This is a genomic window from Massilia arenae (assembly GCF_008014745.1).
Lineage (GTDB): Bacteria > Pseudomonadota > Gammaproteobacteria > Burkholderiales > Burkholderiaceae_D > Telluria > Telluria arenae.
Genome location: NZ_VPFD01000022.1, coordinates 96,482 through 111,893 on the forward strand (window position 1 = coordinate 96,482; position 15,412 = coordinate 111,893).

Below are 15,412 nucleotides of genomic sequence, written 5' to 3' on the forward strand. Positions count from 1 at the left end.
GCTTTCAGTGCGAGTCGAAGCTTACTGGATCACGCCGCAGGCCATGCGGCCGCCTCCGCCACCCAGCGGCGCCGGGTGATCGGAGTGATTGTCGCCGCCGACGTGGACCATCAGGGCCTTGCCCTTGATGTCCGACATCTTCAGGCGCGGGGCCAGGACCGGGTTGGTGGCGACGCCCTTGGCGTCGACGGTCAGCGCCGGCAGGTCGCCCAGGTGACCATCGCCCCATGGGGTGCCGTGCTTGCCCGTCTTGGCCGGGTCGAGGTGGCCGCCCGCCGCGCCGGCCGGGACGGTCTTGCCGTCAGCCTGGTTCGGCGCGCAGCTGCCGTTGGCGTGGATGTGGAAGCCGTGCAGGCCCGGAGGCAGGTCCTTGAGGTCGGGCGTGAGCACGACGCCGAACTTGGTTTCGCTGAGCGTCACGGTGCCCACGCTGGCGCCATCGCCTTTGTCGGTGGCCAGTTTGAGGGTCACGGTATTGTCGGCGGCACTGGCGGTAGCGCATACGGCGCTCAGCAGGACGGCGCTCATCCATCGCATTTTCATTGTTTACTCCTTCGAGAAATCTACAGGGATAGTAAAAAGCCAACCTAGTGTAGATCATTCTCATGCGTACGGGCGTCCTGCTGACTTGCATCCTTTGCCAGAGAGATTGCGGCTTGGCCATGACAGGCCACACGGTAGTTCACTTGGGCCGAATACGAAGTGCAAGACTCTTCGGCGACTGTGACCATCCGCCTTCGACGACGAATGCAAGACAAGCGGCCTCATGAGAAGCACGTCGCCACGCGCCATTGCACAGCTGACTGGCGACCCGTTCTCACGATAGTGAGCGATCTCATCGGTGCTCATCCTTCCATAAAGATGTGTTCCCGGAATGCATTGCAAAGGGCCATCAGTTTCCCTGCATGGGTCCAAATGAATGCGGATTGCCACCAGTTGCGCCAGAAGCCCGGCCGGCGGCTGCACGAACAGCTCGCCTTCCTTCTCCGACCAGCCGCGCAATTCGCTGTGCTCGATGCGGGTAGCAACGGGAATGCTGAGATCCTGGTGAAACGGAACCAGCCAGTTTCTGTCGACCGATTTTTCGAAATAGGTGCATTGGACCGCGGCGAAGTTTGTTGGAACGACTTCGGCAATGGCGGGATGCCCATGCAGACGGCGTGCAAGGTCACGGCACCACTCGTCTGCCAGCAGGCATCGGGTGCCCGCAGATTCGGGGTCGAGCAACGCTATCTTTTCTGCGATCGCGCCGCAGTCGTCCGCAGCAAGAATACCTGGAATACGGGCGAAGCCTTCTAGATTGAATCGTTCGAGAAGCATGTTCTGTTTCCAGTAAGTGATGAAGGGGACGAGCGGCGAACGAAGCGTCAGATTCTACCGACTGCGCAGGATCCTGCGTCTGAAGATCGCACGTTTGAGGATCGGCAAATTTGAACACTCACCACTTGCTACGCTGACGCATCGCCACGCCCTGCTGCCCTGAAAGGACGCTATGCCTGAGCGCACTTGCCCAGCATGCCAAGCGGATGATACCGAAGCGGTCGAGTCAGTAGATCGAGCCGACCTGATCCGCAGCTATCGTCAGAAAGGCATCGACGTCAGCACCTATCTCCCCAACAGCAGCCTCACCCTATGCCGCTGCAAACATTGCGAACTCGGCTTCTTCGCCCCGGTCTGCGCAGGTGACGGCCCGTTCTACGAGCAATTGCAAACACAGGAATGGTACTACCAGGACGACAAACCGGAATATGCCCATGCGGCCAAACTGGTGCGCGAAGACTGCTCGCTGCTGGAAGTCGGCTGCGGAAAGGGAGCATTCCGGGCCTGGCTGCCGGAGTCGGTCAGGTACACCGGTCTCGAGTTCAATGATGAAGCAGTGCAGAAGGCACGCGCAGCCGGGCTGGACGTCAGCAAGCAGCCGGTTGAGGACCATGTCGCTGAAGACCGGCGCTACGATGTGGTGTGTTCGTTCCAGGTGCTTGAACACGTCGAGCATCCCAAACAGTTCTTCCACGCCTGCGTTGAGGCGCTCAAACCGGGCGGCACCTTGATGATGGTCGTCCCGGCCCAGGACAGCTTCCTGGCCATCGCGCCGAATTCGCCGCTCAATATGCCGCCGCATCACGTCACGCGCTGGACCGATCGCGCCCTGACTAATCTGGCTCATAGCGAAGGCTTGCGCAAAGCCGACATCTGGCACGAACCCGTTGCCGACTTCCACAAGGAATGGCATGCGACGACGCTGGCCTATCACGCACTGGCACGGTTCGGCGTCTACCGTCCCCGTCTGATCGACAACAGCACACATTACCGGCTACTGGGCCGAATCGTTCGGATCCCGGCGCTGCGTGAATATCTCAGGCGAGCCGCGCTGAAGATGAGCCCAGGACTGGAAGTCGGGCATACCGTGATGCTTATTGCGTCCTGAAGTTATTGATACAGACAAAAAAAACGGCACCCCTCAGGGTGCCGTCTTCACTAACAACTTACGCGATCACTCGCCGTCGTTATGCTGCTCAGCCGAAGCCTGTGCAGTCTGCTGGTCTTCCATCGCTTGCAGCTCGGCAGCCATATTGGCCTTCTCTTGCTGCAGCAGTGCCTGACGCTCTTCCGCTTCCCACACTTCCTTCTCTTTGCGGGCGCGGTGGAATGCCAGACCGGTACCGCCAGGGATCAGGCGGCCGACGATGACGTTCTCTTTCAGGCCGCGCAGACCGTCGCGCTTGCCCATGATCGCCGCTTCGGTCAGCACGCGGGTGGTTTCCTGGAACGATGCGGCCGAGATGAACGAATCGGTCGACAGCGATGCCTTGGTAATACCCAGCAGCACGTTTTCGTACTGTGCCGGCAGCTTGCCGACTGCGTTCACGCGGTCGTTCGCGTCCAGCAGTTCCGAACGTTCCACCTGCTCGCCGACGATGTAGTCGGTGTCGCCTGCTTCGGTGATCTGAACACGACGCAGCATCTGGCGAACGATCACCTCGATGTGCTTGTCGTTGATCTTCACGCCTTGCAGACGGTACACGTCCTGCACTTCGTCCACGATGTAACGGGCCAGCGCTTCGATACCCAGCAGGCGCAGGATGTCTTGCGGATCGGCCGGGCCGTCCACGATCATCTCGCCCTTGTTCACGACTTGACCGTCGTGGACCAGCACTTGCTTGTCCTTGGTGATCAGGAACTCGTGCTTGTTGCCGTCCATGTCGGTGATCTCAAGGCGTTGCTTGCCCTTGGTCTCTTTACCGAACGCCACGGTACCGGTCACTTCAGCCAGCATGCCCGCGTCTTTCGGCGAACGTGCTTCGAACAGTTCGGCAACGCGCGGCAGACCACCGGTAATGTCGCGAGTCTTCTGCGATTCGGTCGGGATACGTGCCAGCACTTCACCAACGGTTGCTTGCTGACCGTCCTTGACCATGATCAGCGCGCCGACCTGGAAACCGATCGTCACGGCGTGTTCGGTGCCGGCGATCTTCACTTCCTGGCCTTCTTCGTTCAGCAGCTTGACCTGCGGACGCACAACTTTGCTGGCCGAACCACGACGCTTCGGATCGATCGCGACCAGGGTCGACAGACCGGTCACTTCATCGACCTGGCGAGCAACGGTGACACCTTCTTCGACGTTCTCGAAGCGGATGGTACCAGCGTACTCGGTGATGATCGGACGGGTCAGCGGATCCCAGGTTGCCAGGGCGATACCAGCCTTAACGGTCTGGCCGTCCTTGACCAGCAGGGTCGCGCCGTACGGCACCTTGTGACGCTCGCGCTCACGGCCGTGGTCGTCGGTGATCAGCACTTCGCCCGAACGGGTAATGACGATTTGCGCGCCTTTACCGTTGGTGACGTAACGCATGGTCGCGGTGAAGCGGACCGTACCGTTCGACTTGGCTTCGACCGACGATGCCACTGCTGCACGCGATGCCGCACCACCGATGTGGAAGGTACGCATGGTCAGCTGGGTACCCGGCTCACCGATCGACTGTGCAGCGACCACACCGACTGCTTCGCCGCTGTTGACCAGGCTACCGCGGCCCAGGTCGCGACCGTAGCACTTGGCGCACAGGCCGAAGCGCGTGTCGCAGTTCAGCGGGGTGCGGACCTTGACTTCGTCGATGCCGACGCGTTCGATCTCTTCGACCATGTCTTCGTCCAGCAGCGTGCCGGCTTCGTACAGGGTTTCCTGGGTTTCAGGATTGACGACATCGGTGCCGGTCACACGGCCGAGGATACGGTCGCGCAGGGCTTCGATGACTTCACCACCTTCGACCAGCGCCTTCATGTGCGTGCCGTTGTTGGTGCCGCAATCGTCTTCGATCACCACCAGATCTTGCGTCACGTCCACCAGACGACGGGTCAGGTAACCCGAGTTCGCGGTCTTCAGTGCCGTATCCGCCAGACCTTTACGAGCGCCGTGGGTCGAGATGAAGTACTGCAGAACGTTCAGGCCTTCGCGGAAGTTCGCGGTAATCGGCGTTTCGATAATGGAACCGTCCGGTTTCGCCATCAGACCACGCATACCCGCCAGCTGGCGAATCTGGGCTGCCGAACCACGGGCGCCCGAGTCGGCCATCATGTAAATCGCGTTGAACGATTCCTGGGTGCCTTCGGTGCCGTCGCGCTTGATGACCGGCTCGATTTTCAGCTGGTCCATCATCGCCTTGCCGACTTCATCCGAGGTCTTGCCCCAGATGTCGACGACCTTGTTGTAACGCTCGCCGGCGGTGACCAGACCCGAGCTGTACTGCTGCTCGATCTGTTTCACTTCGGCTTCGGCGGTCGCGATCATGCCCTTCTTGACGTCCGGGATCAGCATGTCGTCGACAGCGATCGAAATACCGGCGCGCGTTGCCAGGCGGAAGCCCGACTGCATCAGCTTGTCGGCGAAGACGACGGTCGCACGCAGGCCGCACTTGCGGAACGACGTGTTGATCAGCTTCGAGATTTCCTTCTTCTTCAGCGAACGATTCAGCACCGAGAATGGCAGGCCTTTCGGCAGGATCTCGGACAGGATCGCACGGCCGACCGTGGTCTCGTAGCGGGTCAGGGTCTGGTCGAAGCCGCCTTCGGCGTTGCGTGGGAATTCCACGATACGCACGGTGATGCGGGTCGCCAGTTCGACTTCCTTGTTGTCGTACGCGCGGATGACTTCCGACACGTCCGGGAACATCATGCCTTCGCCCTTGGCGTTGATCGCCTCGCGCGACGCGTAGTACAGACCCAGCACGATATCCTGGGACGGCACGATCGACGGTTCGCCGTTCGATGGGAACAGGATGTTGTTCGACGCCAGCATCAGCGTACGCGCTTCCATCTGCGCTTCGATCGACAGCGGGACGTGGACTGCCATCTGGTCACCGTCGAAGTCGGCGTTGAACGCCGCGCAAACGAGTGGGTGCAGCTGGATGGCTTTACCTTCGATCAGGACTGGCTCGAACGCCTGGATACCGAGACGGTGCAGCGTAGGCGCACGGTTCAGCATGATCGGGTGTTCTTTGATGACTTCTTCCAGGATGTCCCAGACCACTGGCTCTTGCACTTCGACCAGCTTCTTCGCAGCCTTGATGGTGGTCGCGAGACCCATCAGTTCCAGCTTGTTGAAGATGAACGGCTTGAACAGTTCCAGGGCCATCAGCTTCGGCAGACCGCACTGGTGCAGTTTCAGCTGTGGACCCACCACGATGACCGAACGGCCCGAGTAGTCGACGCGCTTACCCAGCAAGTTCTGACGGAAACGACCGCCTTTACCCTTGATCATTTCGGCCAGCGACTTCAGCGGACGCTTGTTGGCGCCGGTCATCGCTTTACCGCGACGGCCGTTGTCCAGCAGCGAATCGACCGCTTCTTGCAGCATGCGCTTTTCGTTACGCGTAATGATCTCTGGTGCGCGCAGTTCCATCAGGCGCTTCAGGCGGTTATTACGGTTGATGACGCGGCGATACAGGTCGTTCAGGTCGGAGGTCGCGAAACGGCCACCGTCCAGAGGGACGAGCGGACGCAGCTCTGGCGGCAGGACCGGCAGAACTTCCATGATCATCCACTCAGGCTTGATGCCCGAACGCTGGAATGCCTCGAGCACTTTCAGGCGCTTGGCGTATTTCTTGATCTTGGCTTCGGATTTCGATTCCTTGAGCTCCACGCGCAGGGCTTCGGCATCGCGGTGGATGTCGATCGAGCGCAGCAGTTCACGGATACCTTCGGCGCCCATGAAGGCGGTGAAGTCGTCGCCGTACTCTTCGTACTTGGCGGCGTAGTCGTCTTCCGACATGATCTGGCTCTTCTTGAGCGGGGTCATGCCAGGATCGGTGACGACGTATGCTTCGAAGTACAGCACGCGTTCGATGTCCCGCAGGGTCATGTCCAGGACCATGCCCAGACGCGACGGCAGCGATTTCAGGAACCAGATGTGCGCAACTGGCGAAGCCAGTTCGATGTGGCCCATGCGCTCGCGGCGCACCTTGGCCAGGGTGACTTCGACGCCGCACTTCTCGCAGATCACACCGCGGTGCTTCAGGCGCTTGTACTTGCCGCACAGGCATTCGTAGTCCTTGATCGGGCCAAAGATCTTGGCGCAGAACAGGCCGTCACGCTCAGGCTTGAACGTACGATAGTTGATGGTTTCCGGCTTCTTGACTTCGCCGAACGACCACGAACGGATTTTTTCAGGCGACGCCAGGCCAATCTTGATGGCGTCGAAACTTTCGTTTTGCTGAACTTGCTTGAATAGATCGAGCAGTGCTTTCATGTATCACTCCAAAGGTGATTGATTCTGTACTAAGTACTACTGCCGCCGCTTCTCACCGATTTTCGCCGGTGCTTGCGCGGTCCGCTAACCCTTAAAACGGTCATTCCCGCGCAGGCGGGAATCCAAGTTTGCCGGCAAACCACCGGGCTTAGGTTCCCGCCTGCGCGGGAACGACAATTCAAGGGCAGCAGGCCGGGCCCGAAGGCTGGCGGCCATGCTGGCCCTGCTTAGTTGCGCTCGAGATCGATGTCGATACCCAGCGAACGGATTTCCTTGACCAGCACGTTGAACGATTCCGGCATGCCGGCGTCGATCACGTGGTCGCCCTTGACCAGGTTCTCGTACACCTTGGTACGGCCGTTCACGTCATCCGACTTCACAGTCAGCATTTCCTGCAGCACGTACGATGCGCCGTATGCTTCCAGTGCCCACACCTCCATCTCACCGAAGCGCTGGCCACCGAACTGGGCTTTACCGCCCAGCGGCTGCTGCGTCACCAGCGAGTACGGACCGGTCGAACGCGCGTGCATCTTGTCGTCGACCAGGTGATGCAGCTTCAGCATGTGCATGAAGCCGACGGTGACCTTGCGCTCGAACGCTTCGCCGGTGCGGCCGTCGAACATGGTGACCTGGTTCTTCGACGGCGTCATGCCCAGGTGGGCAGCGATGTCGTCAGGGAAGGCCAGGTCCAGCATGCGGCGGATGTCTTCCTCGTGGGCGCCGTCGAACACCGGGGTCGCGAACGGCACGCCGTTCTTGAGGTTCGCCGACAGGGTCAGGATTTCTTCATCGCTGAAGCTGTCCAGGTCTTCCTTGCGGCCGGTTTCGTTGTAGATCTTGGCCAGGAACGGACGCAGATCTGCCGCCTTCGCTTGCGCCTGCAGCATTTCGCCGATGCGCCAGCCCAGACCCTTGGCTGCCCAACCGAGGTGGGTTTCCAGGATCTGACCGACGTTCATACGCGACGGAACGCCCAGCGGGTTCAGCACGACGTCGGCTGGACGACCGTCCGCCATGAACGGCATGTCTTCCACTGGCACGATACGCGAGACCACACCCTTGTTACCGTGGCGGCCCGCCATCTTGTCGCCCGACTGCAGGCGGCGCTTGACGGCCAGGTAGACCTTGACCATCTTTTGCACGCCAGGCTGCAGCTCGTCGCCTTGCGTCAGCTTCTTGCGCTTCTCTTCGAAGGCCAGGTCGAACTGGTGACGCTTCTCGTTGATCGATTCCTTGATCGCTTCGAGGGCGTTCGCGGTGTCGTCTTCGGCCGGACGGATGTCGAACCAGTGGAACTTGTCCAGGTCTGCCAAGTAGTCCGCAGTGATCGCCGCGCCCTTGGCCAGCTTCTTCGGACCGCCGTTGACGATCTTGCCGATCAGCATACGCTCCAGACGCTCGAAGGCATCGCCCTCGACAATACGCATCTGGTCGTTCAGGTCCAGGCGATAGCGCTTGAGTTCATCGTCGATGATCTGCTGGGCGCGCTTGTCGCGCTGGATGCCTTCGCGGGTGAACACCTGGACGTCGATCACGGTGCCGACCATGCCCGAAGGCACGCGCAGCGAGGTATCTTTCACGTCCGACGCTTTTTCGCCGAAGATCGCGCGCAGCAGCTTCTCTTCTGGAGTCAGCTGGGTCTCGCCTTTTGGCGTGACTTTACCGACCAGCACGTCGCCGGCTTGCACTTCGGCGCCGATGTAGACGATGCCCGATTCATCCAGGCGCGCCAGCTGGTTTTCTGCCAGGTTCGAGATGTCGCGGGTGATTTCTTCCGCGCCCAGCTTGGTGTCGCGAGCGACAACCGACAGCTCTTCGATGTGGATCGAGGTGTAACGGTCGTCCTTGACGACGTTTTCCGAGATCAGGATCGAATCCTCGAAGTTCAGGCCGTTCCACGGCATGAACGCCACCAGCATGTTCTGGCCCAGTGCCAGCTCGCCCAGGTCGGTCGATGCACCGTCGGCAATCACGTCGCCACGGGCAACACGGTCGCCAACCTGCACGATCGGACGCTGGTTGATGTTGGTGTTCTGGTTCGAACGGGTGTACTTGATCAGGTTGTAGATGTCGACGCCGACTTCACCAGCCGTCGCTTCTTCATCGTTGACGCGAATCACGACACGACCTGCATCGATGTAGTCGACCACACCGCCACGCAGTGCCTGCACGGTGGTGCCCGAGTCGACCGCAACGGTGCGCTCGATACCGGTGCCGACCACGGCCTTTTCAGGACGCAGGCAAGGCACGGCCTGACGCTGCATGTTGGCGCCCATCAGTGCACGGTTCGCGTCATCGTGTTCCAGGAATGGAATCAGCGATGCTGCGACCGACACGATCTGGCCTGGGGCGACGTCCATGTACTGGATGCGCTCTGGCGAGACCAGGATCGTTTCGCCGGCTTCACGCGCCGAGACCAGTTCGTCGACCAGTTGGCCTGCGTCGCTGATCGCCGCATTCGCCTGGGCGATGATGTAGCGGCCTTCTTCGATCGCCGACAGGTATTCGATCTTGTCGGTGACCTTGGAATCGTCGACCTTGCGGTACGGGGTTTCCAGGAAGCCGTATTCGTTCAGGCGGGCGTACAGTGCCAGCGAGTTGATCAGGCCGATGTTCGGGCCTTCAGGCGTTTCGATCGGGCACACGCGGCCGTAGTGGGTCGGGTGCACGTCGCGCACCTCGAAGCCTGCACGTTCGCGGGTCAGACCGCCAGGTCCCAGTGCCGAGACGCGGCGCTTGTGGGTGACTTCCGACAGCGGATTGGTCTGGTCCATGAACTGCGACAGCTGCGACGAACCGAAGAATTCACGGATCGCGGCCGAGATCGGCTTGCTGTTGATCAGGTCGTGCGGCATCAGGTTGTCCGCTTCGGCCTGGCCGAGGCGTTCCTTGACGGCGCGCTCGACGCGCACCAGGCCGGCACGGAACTGGTTCTCAGCCAGTTCGCCGACGCAACGCACGCGACGGTTACCCAGGTGATCGATATCGTCGACTTCGCCGCGGCCATTGCGCAGCTCGACCAGGATCTTGATCACGGCCAGGATGTCTTCGTTCGACATGGTCATGTCGCCGGTCAGTTCATCGCGGCCAATGCGGCGGTTGAACTTCATGCGGCCGACAGCCGACAGGTCGTAGCGTTCCGGCATGTAGAACAGGCCGTTGAACAGGGCTTCGACCGATTCTTCGGTTGGCGGTTCGCCAGGACGCATCATGCGATAGATCGCCACGCGTGCGGCGGTCTGGTCGGCGGTGTCGTCGGTGCGCAGGGTTTGCGAGATGTAGCCGCCCTGGTCCAGATCGTTGGTGTACAGCGTCTGGATGTCGGTCACGCTGGCGTCGCGCAGCTTGCCCAGCAGTTCTTCGGTCAGCTCGTCGTTGGCCACGGCGATGATCTCACCGGTGTCCTGGTCGACGATGTTCTTGGCCAGCACGCGGCCCAGCAGGTAGTCTTCTGGCACCGAGATCGACTTGATGCCGGCAGCTTCGATGTCACGGACGTGCTTGGCGTTGATACGCTTGTCCTTGGTGACGATGGTCTTGCCCGACTTGTCGACGATGTCGAAGCGCGCGACTTCGCCGCGCAGGCGTTCGGAGACGAACTCGAGTTCGCCGCCATCGTTGCGCAGGGTGAAGTTGTCGAAGACGAAGAAGTTCGCCAGGATCTGCTCCGGCGTCATGCCGATGGCCTTCAGCAGGATCGTTACCGGCATCTTGCGGCGACGGTCGACGCGGAAGAACAGGATGTCTTTCGGGTCGAACTCGAAGTCCAGCCACGAGCCGCGGTAAGGAATGATACGTGCCGAGAACAGCAGCTTGCCCGACGAGTGGGTCTTGCCGCGGTCGTGTTCGAAGAACACACCAGGCGAACGGTGCAGCTGCGACACGATGACGCGCTCGGTGCCGTTGATCACGAACGAACCGTTCGTGGTCATCAGCGGCAGCTCGCCCATATAGACTTCTTGTTCCTTCATTTCCTTGACGACCGGCTTGGTCGGCGATTCCTTGTCCAGGATCACCAGACGCACCTTGGCGCGCAGCGGCGACGCGAAGGTCAGGCCACGTTGCTGGCACTCTTTCACGTCAAACGCAGGGTCGCCCAGCACATACGACAGGAACTCGAGGCGCGCAAAACCATTGTGCGACACGATAGGGAAAATCGAAGAGAAGGCCGATTGCAGGCCTTCGGCCTTGCGTCCCGACGGGGCTGCATCAGCCTGCAGGAAGTTCTCGTAGGATTCCAGCTGGGTAGCCAGCAGGTAAGGAACGTTGTGAACGTTGGCGCGTTTCGCGAACGACTTGCGAATACGCTTCTTCTCAGTAAATGAGTAGTGCATGGACACTCCGTGAGTGACAGAAAGGATGAAGAATTCAGGATTTGCCAGTGGCGAACGCCACTACCACACACAAGTCCTGAAGCCTCTTACTCTTTCGCGCCAGATGAAAAGGACAAGCAAACTGCTGTGATACGATGCTGCTGAAACGGTACTGCCTGTTCCCTGTCGCCACTAGATTCTGACGTTTGCCGCAGGGACGACAAAAGAGCCAAAGCAGCAATTCCTTCCTTCCAGAAGGTTTTGCAAGCTTTGACTCCCGCGCTGGGCACTTGTATCAAGTGCCCGGTGCATATGTATTACTTCAGCTCGGCCTTGGCGCCAGCTTCTTCCAGCTTCTTCTTAGCGGCTTCAGCGTCAGCTTTCGGCAGGGCTTCTTTCACGGTCTTCGGTGCGCCATCGACCACGTCTTTGGCTTCTTTCAGGCCCAGACCGGTGATTTCACGGACGGCTTTGATGACGCCGACTTTGTTCGCGCCGACTTCGGTCAGGACGACGTTGAATTCGGTCTGCTCTTCAACTGCTGCACCAGCGGCTGCGCCACCGGCTGCAGGAGCTGCCATTGCAGCTGCCGACACGCCGAACTTCTCTTCGAATGCCTTGACCAGTTCGTTCAGGTCCATGACGGACATTTCGCTCACTGCGTTCAGGATATCGTCTTTGCTAATTGCCATTTGAAACTCCAGTTTTGATTTGTGTGTAGTTCAGTTAGTACTTGAGAAAAAAGGCTGTGCTTAAATTAAGCAGCAGCGGTTTCTTCGGCTGCCGGAGCTGCCTCGGAAGAACCTTCGCCTTTTTTCGCTGCCAGTGCAGCCAGACCACGTGCAAAGCCCGACACCGGAGCCAGCATGACGCCCAACAGCTGCGAGATGAGGACTTCACGGGATGGGATGCTTGCCAACGCGGTAACACCAGCTACGTCGAGCTGCTTACCTGCGTAGTTACCGGCTTTCAGGACCAGCTTGTCGTTGGTTTTCGCGAAGTCGGCGAGGACTTTAGCGGCAGCAACGGCGTCGTCCGAGATCGAGTAGATCAGCGGACCGGTCATGGCATCAGCCAGCGGGGCAAACTGCGTGCCTTCGACAGAGCGGCGAGCCAGCGTGTTCTTCAGAACACGCAGGTACACGCCCTGGGCACGTGCGGTTGCACGGAGCTTGGTCAAGTGACTAACCTGGATGCCACGGTACTCAGCCACGACGATGGTTTGCGCAGTTGCTACTTTTGCGGAAACTTCTTCGACGACGACCTTTTTGTCATTCAGATTAAGACCCACGGTCAATCTCCTTAAATGATAGGGACGAGATGTCCTTATCGGTTCGAACACACGGCGTCCGAAGTTAAGAAGTCTTAAAACTGGGCGGATAAACTCACACAGCTGGACTACAAAACTTGTTCGGGTACACCATCTGCGTTGGGTGGTCTATTAACCGTCAGCTCAACCTCTGCTTTCGGCCCAACGGTCTTTGATTGCCTGCCGGAGCGGTGTTCAGCTCCGACAGCCCAAAGATGCGCGTCACAATTGTGACGACTTAAACTTGGATCCCCGCCTTCGCGGGGACGACAACGGCGCAAGCGCCGTTATCGCTTAGGCAGCAGCCGAGATCGAAGCGTGGTCGACGCGAACGCCGGCACCCATCGTCGACGACAGGGCGACCTTGCGCAGGTACACGCCTTTCGAGGTCGCTGGCTTGGCCTTGTTCAGGGCGTCGATCAGGGCAACCAGGTTGCTCTTCAGATCTGCGTCGCTGAACGACTTGCGGCCGATGGTCGCGTGGATGATGCCCGACTTGTCGGTACGGTACTGGACCTGACCGGCTTTGGCGTTCTTGACGGCGGTAGCGACGTCTGGGGTCACGGTGCCGACTTTCGGGTTAGGCATCAGGCCACGTGGGCCCAGGATCTGGCCCAGGGTACCGACGATACGCATGGTGTCTGGCGAAGCGATGACGATGTCGAACGGCATGTCGCCGGCCTTCACGCGCTCTGCCAGGTCTTCCATACCGACCACATCGGCGCCGGCTGCTTTAGCAGCTTCAGCCTTGTCGCCCGAAGCGAACACAGCGACGCGCACGGTCTTGCCGGTGCCAGCTGGCAGCACGACCGAACCGCGAACCACTTGGTCCGACTTCTTCGGGTCCACGCCCAGTTGAACGGCGACGTCGATCGACTCGTTGAACTTGGCAGTGGCGAATTCCTTGACGATCGACACAGCGTTGTCGAACTCGTAGACCTTGTTACGGTCAACTTTTGCTTTGATTGCTTTAATGCGCTTGGACAGCTTAGCCATTACAGACCCTCCACCGTGATGCCCATCGAACGTGCCGAGCCAGCGATGATACGCACTGCTGCGTCCATGTCGGCGGCGGTCAGGTCCGGCTGCTTGGTTTTTGCGATTTCTTCAGCCTGGGCGCGGGTCAGCGACGCAACCTTGTCGGTGTGCGGCTTTGGCGAACCCTTGGTGATGCCAGCGGCTTTCTTGATCAGGTAGGTTGCCGGTGGGGTCTTCATCACGAAGGTGAAGGACTTGTCGGCGAACGCGGTGATCACGACCGGGATTGGCATACCTGGCTCGACACCCTGGGTCTGGGCGTTGAACGCCTTGCAGAATTCCATGATGTTCAGACCGCGCTGACCCAGTGCTGGACCGATCGGTGGGGATGGGTTTGCTTTACCAGCTGGAACTTGCAGCTTGATAAAGCCAATGATTTTCTTTGCCATGAAAGGCTCCTATCTTTGACTTGAGTAGTAGCGCCCCACCGCGACTACTCGTCTCGGCGGGGCTCCTCTTACCGGATTCCGCCTAGCTGCTGCGACGCTCCGATTACGGCGTTTGCCTTTGAAGTGTTGGGGACAGAGTATCGCTGCGCCGCGCGATGCGCGGCTTCGCTAAACTCTTTCCCACAAAGGTCATACTTTCTCTACCTGCCCGAACTCCAGTTCCACCGGAGTTGCGCGGCCGAAGATGGTGACTGAGACACGCACCTTCGATTTTTCGTAGTTCACTTCCTCGACGTTGCCGTTGAAGTCGGTGAACGGGCCCTCTTTGATCCGGACCTGCTCGCCCACTTCGTACAGCACTTTCGGACGAGGTTTTTCGACGCCCTCTTGCACTTGCTGCATGATCTTGTCGATCTCGCGTGCTGGGATCGGGGTCGGCTTGTTCGATTTGCCGCCGATGAAACCGGTGACCTTGCTGGTGTTCTTCACCAGGTGCCAGGTTTCGTCGGTCATTTCCATCTCAACCAGCACGTAACCCGGGAAGAAGCGGCGCTCGGAAACGGCTTTGGTGCCGTTGCGCATCTCGACGACTTCCTCGGTCGGCACCAGGATCTGGCCGAACTGTTCTTGCATGCCCGCGCGTTCGACACGCTCGGTCAATGCGCGCATCACGCTCTTTTCCATGCCCGAATAGACATGGACGACGTACCAGCGCTTGTTGCTGACCGGGACGCTCACTGGAGCGGCAGCCGGCTGTTCACCAGCGTCAGAGGCCGGGACATCGCCCGGCACTGGTGCATTTTCTTGCACGTTATCGCTCATGTTATTTCCAACCCAGGACAAAGTCGTACAACAGGAGCTCGAGAAGCTTATCCGTGCCCCACAGGAAAATCGCCATCACGACCACGAAGGCGAACACGATGCCGGTGATCTGCATGGCTTCGCGGCGGGTAGGCCAGACAACCTTCTTGGTCTCGCGCACCGACTCCTTGGCAAAGCTCAGGAAATCGCGGCCAGTGGTGGAAGTCCACAAAAGCAGGACAGCAAAAACTAAACCAGCCACGAGGGCGCCTGCGGCGACCAAGGCTGGTTTGTTCTGGCCAGTCAGGTAAAAGAACCCGACGACGCCTGCAATCGCTGCAACCACCGCCAGCGCGACCTTGAACTTGTCATTCGAGGTGCTGACAGTTTGCACGGATTGATTAGACATTCTTCTTTACTTTCGGTGCTGCGCACCAGAATTCGGTGGCAGGGGCGGAGGGAATCGAACCCGCGACCTTCGGTTTTGGAGACCGACGCTCTGCCAATTGAGCTACACCCCTACGAAGACTTTACTGCTGAATCCAGCATTATACAGCAAGCGCGCGCTCACTGGCAATGCTGTTCGAGGGAAACAGGCCGGTTTTGCAACCCTGCCCGCCTCCCTCTACCTTGGCTGATTAGGCCAGGATCTTGGCAACCACGCCGGCGCCGACGGTACGGCCACCTTCGCGGATTGCGAAGCGCAGACCTTCTTCCATCGCGATCGGAGCGATCAGCTTGACGGTGATCGAGACGTTATCGCCTGGCATGACCATTTCTTTGTCTGCTGGCAGTTCGATCGAACCGGTCACGTCAGTCG

At 59.6% G+C, this 15,412-nt stretch carries 12 protein-coding genes and 1 tRNA gene; 1 reads left to right on the plus strand and 12 read right to left on the minus strand.

The features are described 5' to 3' along the window. Positions 1-21 precede the first annotated feature (21 nt). On the minus strand, positions 22-543 hold the full coding sequence (gene sodC / locus FVD38_RS19000; protein ID WP_222706950.1) for a superoxide dismutase family protein: 522 nt from the start codon (positions 541-543) through the stop codon (positions 22-24). 60 nt (positions 544-603) lie between these two features. After that, on the minus strand, positions 604-1,320 hold the full coding sequence (locus FVD38_RS19005; RefSeq protein ID WP_147936275.1) for a phytanoyl-CoA dioxygenase family protein: 717 nt from the start codon (positions 1,318-1,320) through the stop codon (positions 604-606). A 172-nt stretch (positions 1,321-1,492) separates the two neighbouring features. Here FVD38_RS19005 and FVD38_RS19010 point away from each other — a divergent pair, with 172 nt between their 5' ends. Further along, positions 1,493-2,428 (plus strand): class I SAM-dependent methyltransferase, encoded by a 936-nt coding sequence (locus tag FVD38_RS19010; RefSeq protein WP_147936276.1) that lies wholly within the window; start codon positions 1,493-1,495, stop codon positions 2,426-2,428. Positions 2,429-2,494: 66 nt separating this feature from the next. Here the strand turns inward: FVD38_RS19010 and rpoC are convergent, their stop codons facing one another. The 10 genes from rpoC to FVD38_RS19060 all read right to left on the minus strand — a co-directional run. Continuing rightward, positions 2,495-6,742 carry a DNA-directed RNA polymerase subunit beta' gene (gene rpoC / locus FVD38_RS19015; protein WP_147936277.1) on the minus strand — a complete coding sequence of 1,416 codons (4,248 nt, stop codon included), beginning with the start codon at positions 6,740-6,742 and terminating at the stop codon, positions 2,495-2,497. Between the two features lie 227 nt (positions 6,743-6,969). Then, the gene (gene rpoB / locus FVD38_RS19020; RefSeq protein WP_147936278.1) at positions 6,970-11,076 is read right to left on the minus strand and encodes a DNA-directed RNA polymerase subunit beta; all 4,107 of its coding nucleotides are present in this window, start codon (positions 11,074-11,076) and stop codon (positions 6,970-6,972) included. A gap of 296 nt (positions 11,077-11,372) precedes the next feature. After that, positions 11,373-11,747: a 50S ribosomal protein L7/L12 gene (rplL, locus tag FVD38_RS19025; RefSeq protein WP_123070150.1), complete on the minus strand. Its 375-nt coding sequence runs from the start codon at positions 11,745-11,747 to the stop codon at positions 11,373-11,375. Between the two features lie 65 nt (positions 11,748-11,812). Then, on the minus strand, positions 11,813-12,346 hold the full coding sequence (gene rplJ, locus FVD38_RS19030; RefSeq protein ID WP_147936279.1) for a 50S ribosomal protein L10: 534 nt from the start codon (positions 12,344-12,346) through the stop codon (positions 11,813-11,815). Between the two features lie 312 nt (positions 12,347-12,658). Then, positions 12,659-13,360 (minus strand): 50S ribosomal protein L1, encoded by a 702-nt coding sequence (gene rplA, locus FVD38_RS19035; protein WP_123070148.1) that lies wholly within the window; start codon positions 13,358-13,360, stop codon positions 12,659-12,661. Next, the gene (gene rplK, locus FVD38_RS19040) at positions 13,360-13,791 is read right to left on the minus strand and encodes a 50S ribosomal protein L11 (RefSeq protein ID WP_123070147.1); all 432 of its coding nucleotides are present in this window, start codon (positions 13,789-13,791) and stop codon (positions 13,360-13,362) included. The genes rplA and rplK overlap by 1 nt, the downstream gene beginning before the upstream one ends. A 189-nt stretch (positions 13,792-13,980) precedes the next feature. Beyond that, a complete protein-coding gene (nusG, locus tag FVD38_RS19045) occupies positions 13,981-14,613 on the minus strand; it encodes a transcription termination/antitermination protein NusG (protein WP_147936280.1) in 633 nt (210 codons plus the stop codon). A gap of 1 nt (position 14,614) precedes the next feature. Then, on the minus strand, positions 14,615-15,001 hold the full coding sequence (gene secE / locus FVD38_RS19050) for a preprotein translocase subunit SecE (RefSeq protein WP_005663637.1): 387 nt from the start codon (positions 14,999-15,001) through the stop codon (positions 14,615-14,617). 36 nt (positions 15,002-15,037) lie between these two features. Continuing rightward, positions 15,038-15,113: transfer RNA gene (locus FVD38_RS19055), tRNA-Trp, on the minus strand. A gap of 117 nt (positions 15,114-15,230) precedes the next feature. Beyond that, on the minus strand, positions 15,231-15,412 hold a 182-nt coding region (locus FVD38_RS19060; RefSeq protein WP_502572595.1), incomplete at its 5' end, for an EF-Tu C-terminal domain-related protein.

What these genes read in the sequence shown, in the direction of transcription:
- sodC (WP_222706950.1), bottom strand. Translation starts at nt 543, where the DNA reads ATGAAAATGCGATGGATGAGCGCCGTCCTGCTGAGCGCCGTATGCGCT.
- FVD38_RS19005 (WP_147936275.1), bottom strand. Translation starts at nt 1,320, where the DNA reads ATGCTTCTCGAACGATTCAATCTAGAAGGCTTCGCCCGTATTCCAGGT.
- FVD38_RS19010 (WP_147936276.1), top strand. Translation starts at nt 1,493, where the DNA reads ATGCCTGAGCGCACTTGCCCAGCATGCCAAGCGGATGATACCGAAGCG.
- rpoC (WP_147936277.1), bottom strand. Translation starts at nt 6,742, where the DNA reads ATGAAAGCACTGCTCGATCTATTCAAGCAAGTTCAGCAAAACGAAAGT.
- rpoB (WP_147936278.1), bottom strand. Translation starts at nt 11,076, where the DNA reads ATGCACTACTCATTTACTGAGAAGAAGCGTATTCGCAAGTCGTTCGCG.
- rplL (WP_123070150.1), bottom strand. Translation starts at nt 11,747, where the DNA reads ATGGCAATTAGCAAAGACGATATCCTGAACGCAGTGAGCGAAATGTCC.
- rplA (WP_123070148.1), bottom strand. Translation starts at nt 13,360, where the DNA reads ATGGCTAAGCTGTCCAAGCGCATTAAAGCAATCAAAGCAAAAGTTGAC.
- rplK (WP_123070147.1), bottom strand. Translation starts at nt 13,791, where the DNA reads ATGGCAAAGAAAATCATTGGCTTTATCAAGCTGCAAGTTCCAGCTGGT.
- nusG (WP_147936280.1), bottom strand. Translation starts at nt 14,613, where the DNA reads ATGAGCGATAACGTGCAAGAAAATGCACCAGTGCCGGGCGATGTCCCG.
- secE (WP_005663637.1), bottom strand. Translation starts at nt 15,001, where the DNA reads ATGTCTAATCAATCCGTGCAAACTGTCAGCACCTCGAATGACAAGTTC.